General features: G+C 41.3%; 10 protein-coding genes. 3 read left to right on the top strand and 7 right to left on the bottom strand.

The features are described from left to right. The first annotated feature begins 436 nt into the window (after positions 1 to 436). Both NJ959_RS05185 and NJ959_RS05180 read left to right on the top strand, forming a co-directional pair. Positions 437 to 1,630, top strand: coding sequence for an XRE family transcriptional regulator (locus tag NJ959_RS05185; RefSeq protein ID WP_254010688.1), 1,194 nt, complete (start codon positions 437 to 439; stop codon positions 1,628 to 1,630). A gap of 19 nt (positions 1,631 to 1,649) precedes the next feature. Beyond that, positions 1,650 to 2,201, top strand: a complete 552-nt coding sequence (locus NJ959_RS05180) for a hypothetical protein (RefSeq protein WP_254010687.1) — start codon at positions 1,650 to 1,652, stop codon at positions 2,199 to 2,201. Between the two features lie 188 nt (positions 2,202 to 2,389). Here NJ959_RS05180 and NJ959_RS05175 read toward each other — a convergent pair whose 3' ends face one another. After that, positions 2,390 to 4,096, bottom strand: a complete 1,707-nt coding sequence (locus tag NJ959_RS05175) for an NAD(P)H-quinone oxidoreductase subunit 4 (RefSeq protein ID WP_254010686.1) — start codon at positions 4,094 to 4,096, stop codon at positions 2,390 to 2,392. Positions 4,097 to 4,629: 533 nt separating this feature from the next. On the opposite strand from NJ959_RS05175, the gene NJ959_RS05170 reads away from it, so the two are divergent. Beyond that, positions 4,630 to 5,202: a Uma2 family endonuclease gene (locus tag NJ959_RS05170; protein WP_254010685.1), complete on the top strand. Its 573-nt coding sequence runs from the start codon at positions 4,630 to 4,632 to the stop codon at positions 5,200 to 5,202. A 406-nt stretch (positions 5,203 to 5,608) separates the two neighbouring features. Here NJ959_RS05170 and NJ959_RS05165 read toward each other — a convergent pair whose 3' ends face one another. The 6 genes from NJ959_RS05165 to NJ959_RS05140 form a co-directional block, all read right to left on the bottom strand. Next, positions 5,609 to 6,139 (bottom strand): DOMON-like domain-containing protein, encoded by a 531-nt coding sequence (locus tag NJ959_RS05165; RefSeq protein ID WP_254010684.1) that lies wholly within the window; start codon positions 6,137 to 6,139, stop codon positions 5,609 to 5,611. A gap of 44 nt (positions 6,140 to 6,183) precedes the next feature. Next, the gene (locus NJ959_RS05160) at positions 6,184 to 7,329 is read right to left on the bottom strand and encodes a phosphotransferase enzyme family protein (protein ID WP_254010683.1); all 1,146 of its coding nucleotides are present in this window, start codon (positions 7,327 to 7,329) and stop codon (positions 6,184 to 6,186) included. 692 nt (positions 7,330 to 8,021) lie between these two features. Continuing rightward, positions 8,022 to 9,119, bottom strand: a complete 1,098-nt coding sequence (prfA, locus tag NJ959_RS05155; protein WP_254010682.1) for a peptide chain release factor 1 — start codon at positions 9,117 to 9,119, stop codon at positions 8,022 to 8,024. 196 nt (positions 9,120 to 9,315) lie between these two features. Further along, positions 9,316 to 9,567 carry a 50S ribosomal protein L31 gene (rpmE, locus tag NJ959_RS05150; protein WP_254010681.1) on the bottom strand — a complete coding sequence of 84 codons (252 nt, stop codon included), beginning with the start codon at positions 9,565 to 9,567 and terminating at the stop codon, positions 9,316 to 9,318. A gap of 361 nt (positions 9,568 to 9,928) precedes the next feature. Beyond that, a complete protein-coding gene (locus NJ959_RS05145) occupies positions 9,929 to 10,531 on the bottom strand; it encodes a hypothetical protein (RefSeq protein WP_254010680.1) in 603 nt (200 codons plus the stop codon). 220 nt (positions 10,532 to 10,751) lie between these two features. Further along, positions 10,752 to 12,146 carry a serine/threonine protein kinase gene (locus NJ959_RS05140; RefSeq protein ID WP_254010679.1) on the bottom strand — a complete coding sequence of 465 codons (1,395 nt, stop codon included), beginning with the start codon at positions 12,144 to 12,146 and terminating at the stop codon, positions 10,752 to 10,754. Positions 12,147 to 12,166: the final 20 nt, after the last annotated feature.

Below are 12,166 nucleotides of genomic sequence, written 5' to 3'. Positions count from 1 at the left end.
GCGATGGCAACGTTAGCCCCAGGTATTGCTGGCAAGATGTCAAATGGGTTCTATAGGCGCAAACCTCGCACCTCACCTGCAAGGGAAAAAGGTATTGAGCGGATCGCCTCTTCCTCATCCCCAAAGGCGGGTTAATCTTCTCATTGGTCTATAACCTGACACTTATGTTACCTAAGCTTTCTTAATTGTTGACAATGTTAGAAAGGTGAGCTACTTTATAGAAGTAAACTCCAAACGTTGGAGGTTTAATCATGCCTGATGGGGATATTGTCCACAATAGGCTGAGGTGGGGCTACCAAAAACCATACAAGTCGCTGTGTGAGGGAAAAGCCAGTACCAGTGAGCGTGCTAGGGCTTTAATAAAGTCCCTAAAAGAAGATCTGAAACAGAAAGGCGATCTTTCAGTTCAACTTGCTCAACTGTAAGGATAACTAAAATGGCTACCAATATCTTGGAAAATATTGATATGAGCAGGTTGGGGGAACTCCTGCAACAGGCACGGAAAAAGTGTGGTATGACTCAGGCTGATGCAGCCAAAATTATAGATGCCGCACGTACAACTATAGTGGCTATTGAGAAAGGGGAACGCCGTCTTAAGGCAAATGAATTGATCAAACTTGCTCGTGCTTATGGATGCGCTGTGAGTGATTTCGTTGCGCCACGCCCTGTTGTACAACCTTTTGAGGTTCAATTTCGAGCAGCTTATCGACGGAATGAAGAGGAAGAAGCTCAAATTAATCCAACTATTTTGCGATTGGAGGAATTATGCCGGAATTACTTAGAACTTGAAGAAATTATGGAAGCACCTTTACCTCGGAATTACCCCCAAGAATATGATGTAACAAATATGCCTATAGAGGCTGCTGCGGAGAGTATTGCGATCGCGGAACGTCAGCGACTTGGACTTGGTGACGCACCCATTTCACGTCTACGAGATGTTTTAGAACAGAGTGTGGGATTGCGTGTTTTTTACCTACCAATGCCGCCAAAGTATTCCGAAGCATACAGTTACAATGAAACACTTGGCGGATGTATGGCAATTAATGCTAACCATCCTGAAGAGCGTCGCCGTTGGTCATTAGCTCATGGATATCTTCACTTTCTTGCCCATCGACGGAAGCCTGTGGTTGACTTTGATGGACAGTACCAAAGACTCCCAGAAAGCGAACGGCTAGCAGAAGCATTTCCTAAATATTTCCTGATGCCAACTAGTAGTTTATTAAAGCAGTTTAATGATATGCACCGTTCTCATGGAAAGTTTACTCCAACCAATTTATTTACTTTAGCTCATTACTACGGAGTATCTGTAGAAAGTTTGGTTTACCGATTAGAGGAAATAGAACTTTTACCATCTGGAACTTGGGATAGATTGCGAGATCGAGGATTGAAAGTAAGACAGGTACAAAAGGATCTGGGATTAGAAAATATTACCCAAAGAACTGATATGACTCCTATTCACTATCAACACCTAGCAATTGAAGCATTCGATCAGGGTTTTATTACTGAAGGACGCTTTGCCAATTTTCTTGGTGTGGATAGTTTAGAAGCGCGTCGCATTGCAGAAGCATTGCGTAAACATTCAAGCGGAATGATCGAGGAAGCTACTCATTTAGATCTACGTCAGGCATAATAATGTGGGGTAATTATCGATGTATATTCGGCACTCCCATCTTGTGCTTGATGCTTGCTGCGTTCTCAACTTTTGCGCTTCGGGTAATTTTCTAGCAATTTTGCAGGCTATTCCTGCTCAAGTTGTAGTCAGTGAAGTTGTAAAAGATCAAGAAATAAAAACACTTCAATCTCTTGAAGATGAGGAAAATGAGGGGATACTTCAGTTTGAGAAAGCAATTGAGTCAGGTTTACTCTTAGTAGTAGATTTTGCCTCAGAAGCAGAGGAAGAAACTTTTGTTAACACGGCTTTTGTACTTCGGGATGATGGTGAGTCGGCAACTTTTGCGATTGCATTTCACCGAGACTGGGGAATTGCGACTGATGATAAGAAGGCGATCTCATTTTTTCAAAAAGAGGCTCCACAGTTACAGATTCTATCCACTTTAGAAATAGTCAAGCATTGGTCAGAGCAAAAAAATATTGATGCTGCTAAATTAAAAATTACCTTGAGTGCAATTAGAATCAAAGGGCGGTATATTCCACGTAGGAACCACCCTTTGCTGAGTTGGTGGGAAAATGCGATGGAGTGATATTTATTTTTTGGGTTGAGCCGAACATTTATAAAACTAGCTAAAGCGGTAGTGTCTTAGCTACTTTATTAACTTTTTACCCTTCTTGTCAGTGAAAAAGACTTAGAATCGCAATGTCCCTGTAACAAAAAAAAACGATCGCTTCTTTTGGCAGAGCGATCGCAAAATTCACGATTGAGGTTGAAAAACTATTTCACAATCCCCAAAATAGGCTCGACTTCAGCCTTGACAATTTGGGGCATCAAGAAACCTTGAGCATAAATTTGAGGATTCCCTTGGGCGATTTCGATATAAGATTGACGGACTTGAGCATTCACTGCTACTGTCTTTGCGTCATATAATTTTGTCGCCAGTTTAGGATATACGCCAATCCCAATAATTAGTGCCAGGAAGCTGACTGCAATAAATACTTCACGGGGGCTAGCATCATTAAACTTTGCCTCGGTTGGTAAAACACAGTTTGTACCGAAGCAAACTGCTTCTTGATTTCCCTGATTCTTCAATTCTGTATCGTTAATATCGCAGGTAGGTGTAAGATCGCATGTTGGTACTGCGCCTGGGTTGTAAAATATCTGCCGCAGCATCGAGAGTAGATAAATCGGAGTGATGATGACTCCAACTGAGGCGAGAAAGACGGTAACGGTGCGGAAAGTGGAGCTATAGACATCGCTAGTCGCCACACCAACGAATACAGAAAGTTCGCTAATAAAGCCACTCATACCGGGAAGTGCTAAGGATGCCATTGCTCCGGCGGTAAATAAGGCAAAGACTTTGGGCATGGCTTGGCCAATATTGCCCATTTCCTTCATTGCCATTGTATGGGTGCGATCGTAGGTTACGCCAGCGAGGAAGAATAGTACTGAGGCAATCAAACCGTGGGAAATCATTTGTAACATCGCGCCATTGATGCCCAAGTCGGTAAAAGAGGCAATCCCCAATAAGACGAATCCCATGTGAGAAACGGAGGAATAGGCGAGGCGACGCTTCATGTTGGTTTGGGCAAAGGAGTTAAAGCCACCATAGATAATGTTGACAACACCCAGCATTGCTAGAAGCGGTGCAAAGTAAATATGCGCGTCGGTGAGAAGTTCGAGATTGAGGCGAATTAATCCATATCCACCCATTTTTAGAAGTACACCAGCCAGAATCATCGAAACGGGAGAAGATGCTTCGCCGTGGGCATCGGGTAACCAGGTATGGAGGGGGAAAACAGCTAGTTTGACACCAAAGGCAATGAGTAATCCGGCATATAGTAGTAATTCTAGAGTCAGGGGGTAATCCTTCAAGCCGAGTTCGACCATATCGAAGGTTATATTACCACCACCGTAGAGTGCCATTCCTAATCCGGCTACCAGAATAAATATAGAAGCTGCTGCGGTATAGATTAAGAATTTTGTTGCGGCGTATTGACGGTTTTGCCCGCCCCAAATGGAGACAAGTAAATAGACGGGAATTAGTTCTACTTCCCACATAATAAATAAGAGGAGAATGTCTTGAGCGACGAAGACTCCTATCTGTGCCGAGTACAGGACCAGCATTAAGAAGTAGAATAGGCGAGGCTTGCGATCGACTTGCCAAGCTGAAAAAATCGAGAGTGTGGTGACGAATCCTGCCAGAAGCACTAAGGGGGCAGAAATTCCATCCACTGAAACAGCCCAGCTTAATCCTATCTGAGGCATCCAGGTGTACTTTTCCACCATTTGGAAAGTCGTGCTGCTGCCATCGTAATGCTTCCAAAAGGCATACAACATCAATAGAAAGTCGGCGATGCCCACACTCAGGGCGTACCATCGCACGCGATTACCCTCTTTATCGGGTATGACGGGGATGAGTAAGGAGGCAAGGAGTGGGAGGAGGATTATCGCGGTGAGCCAGGGAAATTGAGCCGCTGTCATGGGAGTAAGAATAAATACCTACTGGTGAATAAAATAATTCTACTAAATTTTTTAAGCTTTTATTCATATTTGGTTTATAAATCTTTATCTAACCTCAACATAGGTAGATCTCTATTGCAGACATGGTTACCAAACTTCATGTTGGCTGAAGTGGTGGGGGTGTTAGGGTAACTTCTCTTGTGAAGGATCGCATCTATAATATGTGGTACTTTTGCTATTTGATTACAAAGTAATTAGGGGCGGGTTTTGATTTGAGGTGTATTGTTTATTGATAAAAATTTGTCTCTCAACTCGTCAGTGCCTTGGTGTCGGTTGGATTGGCGTGAGCAGGACTTAATAGACTACATTACATATATAGGTAATGGTGCGTTAGCTGTCGCATAATGCACCCTACAGCTAAATTACATATATAGGTAATGGTGCGTTAGCTGTCGCATAATGCACCCTACAGCATAGAGGCTTTGCGTAAGTCCTGATTCTGTTGATTTAGTGAAAAAGTTTGATAAAATTATCTGAGTTTAAAGTTTCAAATTATGGTACAAGCTCTTACTAAACCATTCACCCTAGCAGAGTTTTTAGAATTACCAGAAACTAAACCTGCTAGCGAATATATCAACGGTCAAATTATCCAGAAACCCATGCCACAAGGAAAACATAGCAAATTACAGGGTAAGCTAGTTACGGTAATCAATAACATTGTCGAAGCATCACAGATTGCCTTAGCGCTGCCAGAATTGCGGTGTACATTTGGTGGGCGTTCCATTGTGCCAGATATTGCTATTTTTACTTGGCATCGTATTCCTTTGGATGAAGAGGGAGATATTGCTAATGTTTTCGCGGCTCATCCAGACTGGACGATTAAAATTTTATCTCCAGATCAAAGTTATACTAAAGTAACAAATAATATCCTCCATTGTCTTAATGGTGGTTGTGAGATGGGTTGGCTCCTCGATCCGGCGGAGAAATCTGCGATCGCATTTCCTGTTGGGCAACAACCTATATTTTTGTCAGAGGCAGATTTGGTAATGCTAACTCCAGGGTTTATGGGGGATTTTAAACTTACGGTTGGGGAGTTATTTGGTTGGTTAAAGCCTGGTATTGTTTGAAGGATTTACTATATTTTAAGCGATGAATACTCAGCGATATATTTATTGGAAAGATGAGGATATGTGGCTCGGTAATAACTTGCACCAATCTCAATTAACCTCCGATCCCGCCAGAGAATAAATTCTCTGTCTAATAGCTTAAGTCCATTGAAATGGACTAAAATTATTCCACAGTCGTCTTTAGACGACTTTAGCTGTTAGACAGTGGTTTTAACCACTGTCGGGTTATCGCAACTAGTGCAAGTTATTTGCAAGAGATCTAGTGTTAATAGAATTGTTAGATACAAAGCCTGAAACTTACTCGCTAGTTAAACCCAATCTAGCCCGCGCTGCTGCTGCTGAAACAGTTTTTGTTTGCTTGCCACGCTCATCGAGAAATGCCATGAGTTCCTTAATATTAATTCTATCACAACTCAAGCACAAAACTATCTCGCAAGTGAAAATCAGCTACCCCACCTCGATGCGTCAACGCCCAGTAACTCACCTCACTATTTTTATCTTTAATCACCGTAGTAATTGCTACTTCTACCCCTGCTTCTGGCAAAACAATTTTAGCTAAATCTACATTTAAAGATACCACTAAACTATCCAATCTCCTCTCCACAATAAAAGGAAATTCAGTAAAAGCAGTTTCTTCTACGATCCCTTGACGATATCCAGTAAAGCGATAAACATTCCAGTCTCCGGAAGGTGAAAGGTTAAATTCCCAATAACCAGAAGAATCTTTAATACCTAGAAAAAACTCGAAGCATGTATCTTGCCACAAGTCGTCTTTGCGAGTCGGGGTATCTGATGGTGAGATAATATCAACTTCTGCTAAGTTGCCCTTAAGTGTATAGTCGAGGTTGAGCTTATTGTCATTTCGAGTAATATTGCCAATAATCTGAATATCAGGCAAAAGTTGGGCAGTAGAAAAAGGTTGTAGGATAAATTTCATAGTATTTTACTCAATTCTCTTTAGATCCATGATTTTTTGGATAATTATGGTATCTGGGCATCATTAATAATACTACGAATAGTCGCTTCTTGAGATTCAATACTCTCAGTTAGTTTAAACTGAACAAGTGCCCTCACCAAATTATGTTCTGGATACTTTACTTTGAAATAGACATTCCCGGATAAATAGTCAGTAAAGAATCTCAATCCTAACTCAAAAGTAATCAGACGAATGGCATCATATATATAGATATAGTCATTTTCAGTAAGAAATGCTTTGGCAATAGAGAGATATCCTTGGAGAATTCCCTGACATAAATCAGGATCGAATAGTACCGTTTCCCACTCCTGAGTTTCTTCGCCAACAGGATTACAACCGGAGCGCAAACAGTCGCCAATATCGTAATGTATCAATCCTGGTTTGACTGTATCTAAGTCTATGACACTAACAGCTTGATTAGTAGTCGTGTCGAACAATACATTGTTAATTTTTGGATCTCCGTGCATCAGGCGGAGGGGTAATTTACCTTCAGCTTTGGCATTTTCTAGTATATGTGATAAAGAAGTGCGATGGCTTCGCCCGCCAGAGGCATCGCCAACAAAATCTAAACCATAATTTACCTCAACAGATTTGGGTAGATTCGTCTTTGCCAGCACTTGATTGTACTGTTCCAGGTAAAGTGGTGTAATGTGGAATCCCGGCAAAGTATCGGCAAGTTTTTCTGGAGACAAATCGCTGATAAGGTTGTGGAATGTTCCCAAACCATAGCCGATTTCTTTGGCTTGTTCAATATCGCGAATTGTGTCAAAAGATTGGGAATTATCAATAAAACTAATTCCCCGCCAAAAGGAACCATCATTATCTTGATAATAGTCGCGATTCTCTTTAGTTGGCAGTACGCGCAGTACTTCCCAGCGACGATTGAGAGGTGTCTGTTTTAAGCGATTAGAAATATGTTGAGTCACGGTAGATATATTCTCCATGACAAGTTGGGGTTTAGGAAACACTTGGGTGTTAATCTTTTGGAGGATAAAGTGCCGTTCCCTAGCCGAATCTAATATTACGAGGAAGGTGTCATTAATATTTCCACTACCAAAGGGTTTAACTTGTGTAATTTTATCCTCTAAGGTAAATTGCTGGGCAATGGTAATGAGATTGTCGGTGTTTTGTATTTTGGGATCTGATGTCATATTTGTTTTTGAGATAGACTACTGTAGTTTTTATTTGAGGAAGGTAATAAGCTGCGGCGCATCTAAATTGGATATTAAATTTGTTGAAAGGGTTTTTTGGTGTGGGAATTTACAAATTAAATGCGTCACAGCTTAGTAGACATATTAGCGCAAGTTTGACCCCTGCCCCCAGGGCTGTTTCATTCTCATTAATTACACCTCAATATTTGGCAATAAATTGTTATTTATGATCGGAATTATAGCAGTCGCCAAGGCGCTTAGTGCATTTTTGGTCACTTTGTCAGTGTATTTCGACTCCGATCAATGACTTAACCGCCCTGGCAGTTGCTATAATCGCTATTATTCTCTGGCTCAATAGAGACAACTTAGTATCCATTAAACCTTTTAACAAATAATCACTAAAAATCACCCTATTGCTTACACTACAGGGCTTGAGCTTAATTATCATTCTAATTTTCCCAGAAAATAACCCAGTCTATTCCGGAAATCCTATCGGAACTCTTTTGGCAAAATAAAAAGCTTGTACCATTGATTTCCTAACCATCGTTGTCCTTCTGTAATTGATCAAAAACCTAAAATTTGGAAAAGATTCAATGCTATTGTTTTGATAATCGCTTTTACTTTTGACATTCTGATGGGAGAATGAAACAGCCCTGGGGGATTTCAGGGGGCGACAAGCGCCCCCTGAAGTCTTACTCTCCCGTCGAAGCAGCTAACTCCTGTAAGCGCTCCTGCTGATCTTGGCTAATACAAGATTGAATTACAGACTCCAACTCTCCTTCTAATAATGGGTTAAGGGAATAGTTTTGACCCAGACGATGATCGGTGACGCGATTATCCTTATAATTATAAGTGCGAATTTTTTCAGAACGGGAACCTGTCCCTACCTGACTTTTACGCATCGATGAGACAGCTTCTTGTTGCTCTCTTAGCTTGATCTCGTATAACTTGGCGCGGAGAATCTGCATGGCACGTTCGCGGTTTTGTAATTGCGATCGCTCTTCTGTACAAAATACCCGAATTCCTGTAGGCTTGTGGAATAAATCTACTGCTGTTTCCACTTTGTTGACATTTTGTCCACCTGCACCACCGGAACGAGCGGTTGTCATTTCTATTTCCTTCGGATCGATGTGAATTTCCACATCGTCAACTTCCGGCATCACTGCTATTGTTGCTGTTGAGGTGTGAACTCGTCCTCCTGCTTCAGTTACCGGGACTCGTTGCACCCGATGAACACCTGCTTCAAACTTGAGTTTACTGTAAACTTGTTCTCCTTGAATTTCCAGGATCGCCTCTTTGAATCCACCCATATCGGCTGTAGACTCACTTAATAGTTTCACCCGCCAGTTTTGAGTTTCAGCATAGCGGGAATACATCCGTACCAAGTCTCCCGCCCAGATACTAGCTTCATCTCCACCTGTTCCGGCGCGAATTTCCAACATGATATTCTTATCATCGTTAGGATCGCGAGGTAGAAGTAGTATTTTGAGGCGTATTTCCAAATATTCTAACTTTTCTTGAAGTTCGTTAACTTCCAGACTTGCCATTTCTTGCAACTCTGGATCGCTACTTGCTTCTTTGAGAATTTGCCTTGCTCCCGCTAAGTCTTCCTTAGCAATTTTCCAGGTATCATAAGTTTCAACTACTTCCTCCAAAGAGGAACGTGCTTTTGCTACCCGTTGCATCTCATTGGGATCTCTAGCGACATCTGGATCTGCCAAACGTCGGGTTAATTCATAAAAAGTTTGTTCTACTGATTCCAGTTTTGAGAGGAGATAAGTTTCAGCCATGACTCGTGTGAAGCTCCATTGAAATAGCGATGAGAAAGTATGAAGTGTGAAGTATAAAGTTTGAAAGGGAGGAGGAAGTTTCAGGGGTGAAGAATAGGAAGGTTTACTGGCTTTAGGAAAATTATGTCTTGTAAATCAACAATTCCATGCCAGATTTCACCTTCATATTTCATCCTTCACACTCCCACTTTTTTTGCTATTTCTCTTTGGACTCAGAATCGGTGGCGGCTCCACTAGAACTATCCATCATGCCGTATTTCCGCATAAAGCGTTCTACTCGGCCTTCAGTATCGATAATTTTCTGGGTTCCGGTGAAAAAGGGATGGTTACCGGACCAAACATCCACATGGAGTTCCGGCTTGGTGGAACCAACGGTCATGACAAGTTGCCCGTTACAATAGACTTTGGCTTCTGGATACCACTGGGGATGAATGTCAGATTTTGGCATGGTGAATCACAACCCGCTTTGGGGTTTCAAATTAAAATCCTGGTATTTGGTCTTTACTGCTTGGATGTATTATAACAATACAGGGGACAGAATTAGAATGCGATCGCTCTGATTCATATTGGGATTAGTTTTCAGCGCACTCACCCTTTGGTTGAGAGGCTCTCAACTCTTGTGCTGGTGGCAATGGTTTTTGGTCAAAGCAAATCTCAGGAAACTGAGGAGTATGGCTAAATACAAGTTAACGAGCCGATTGTTGCAGCGCTGTCGGCTGTGGATACCGAGCCAATTAATATTCCAGTGTCGCTTGCGAGCGCTAACTTCATCGAATCAGAAAAATAATCGTTTTCACTGATTTTACCCCTCACCCCTCCTGTACCATCCAAACCAAAAAACCTAAGATTTGCTCCACAGGAGGTAAGGGGTAATCTGTGAGATCCACTGTTATTGTCTGTTCCTCCAATTTGAGAAATCGCCATACTGTACCACTGCTGATACAGCCATAAACGGTTTTCATGGGATTTTCTAGCATCGCTTGATTAAATTTTTGAGCGGCAACCATTTCAGCGAAACATTGTCCCAAACCTTCATTAATATCAGCTTTCTTCGCTTCAGTAATTACGATTACTGGCGCTTCGACAATCAGTTGTTCCGGTGAACGGCTAATGAGGAAATCAATCCGTCCATTAAGTTCTTTGTCAGGATCGACATTAAATTCATTACCGGAAAACAAACTAATTTGACGATTGAGAATGCGTCGTACTTCTTGCAATACGGGATAAATAATGGATTCAGAGCGAGCTTTTTCCGAACCAACTGCGATCGCCCAGGGTAAGTCTTCTAATTCGCTGGCTAATCGATGGCTAGGACTAATTGAATCGACTTGAGGCAAAAAGCGATCGCCCTCTTTAATTGTTAACTGAAAGTCTTTCTTTGCTTTGGCAGGTGTGAATTTCCTGTAAGGCATAATATTATAAATCGTTTCTTTACTTTATAATAATGCTTTAAAGCATTTTTGGGTTAAATTATACTCTACTGCTGAATTTTATCAATTGTCGAATCTCCTCCTTTCAATCAAGAAGCAATCTGATAGATAGCAGGTTCTCCTTCTAACTGATAAATTTCCATAAACCATTGTACGGGATTAGCAACAGCAACGTTGAGAGAAGCTTGATTTGTTATAGTGCTTAATTTTCATCTTCAACAGTAATCGGCACACCTGACCATTCACTGAGTTCATGAGCTAGCCATTCAATTTCTGGATGGGTGATTGTGATGTGGAAATAATAGGAAATTAATGAATATAGTGTATATTTCTGTTGTCCTGCAATGATTTGAATCCACAAACCTTCCTTATAAATCAATTGGCTGATATCCTTCTTTAGAAGAGGAGTCTCCTGACGTTTCCACCAAGGCCACATGTAAGTCAAGGAAATCTGTTTTTGGTTGAGATTCAGTCGAGTGGATCTGAAAGAAGTTGCGAGGAGTTCCCATAATATCCAAAAACCAATCATTCCGCAAGGGAGTGATAAAAACAATAACAATATCACGAATAGAAAAATTAACTCAAGGTTGCCGTGAATCGCACGTATTATTGATGCCACAGGCAATAAAGCAAAACTGAACATAGAGAACATTAGTATTAAACCACAGAATACGTTCCAAAAACTCAACATTTTGGGTAGAATGAAAATCTCTACATTATCCCCATTTTTATTTACTTGAATCCTACTCCCAAACGGTTTTTGTCGAACCGCAGAAATCCCTGTTTTCTGACGAGGATTTTCCAAAGCTTTCAGCGCCTCCTCAGCAGATGCGAGACGACGATTTAGACTCGGTTGTGTCATCCACTTCAGCCAATCGATTAAATCTGGATTGAGATTTACGGCTGACTCAAACTGAATTGACAAATTATCCTGGGGTAAATCTGCTGGATGCCTACCTGTTACTAAATAAATTAGCGTTGCACCCAAACTGTACAAATCGGAAGCGGGAACATTCCGTCCACCAAATTGTTCGGGTGGCATATATCCGTAAGTGCCAACAACTGTAATCGTGTTACCTTTTTTGGCAGCTAGTGTATTTACTGAACCAAAATCAACTAAATAAACCTCACCCACACTGTTGCCAGATCTATTTTCCAATAAAATATTACTAGGCTTGATATCTCGGTGAATTACTTGCGGCTGTTGCCCGTGGAGGTATCGCAAAATTTCCAGGAGTGCTTTAGCCAGTTGTTTAACTTCTTCTTCGCTAAATGTTCGTCCACTTTTTAACCATTCCTCCAATGATTTAGCAGGTATATAACTTTGTACCAAGGCAAATCCTTTACCTATGGATGTATCCACATCAAAGTAATCCAGGTAACGGGGAATTGCTGGATGGGAAAGTAGTTGTAAAGTTTGCGCTTCTCGTTCAAATAGCTTCAAGTTATCCCATTCAAAATCTTCATTAAAAATTAGCAACTTGATCGCTACTAACTCTTGGGTTTGTAAGTCTTGTGCCAGCACTGTGCGTCGTCCCGCATTTTTACTTAGCTGTTTCTCGATGACATAACGTTCTTTTAAAACTTTATTTGCCATTTTTTCTCCTTCTCTTGAGA

This window comes from Limnofasciculus baicalensis BBK-W-15 (assembly GCF_024178385.1).
Lineage (GTDB): Bacteria > Cyanobacteriota > Cyanobacteriia > Cyanobacteriales > Coleofasciculaceae > Limnofasciculus > Limnofasciculus baicalensis.
The sequence above is the reverse complement of the archived record's forward strand: the minus strand, read 5'-3'. Positions and strand labels throughout refer to the sequence as shown.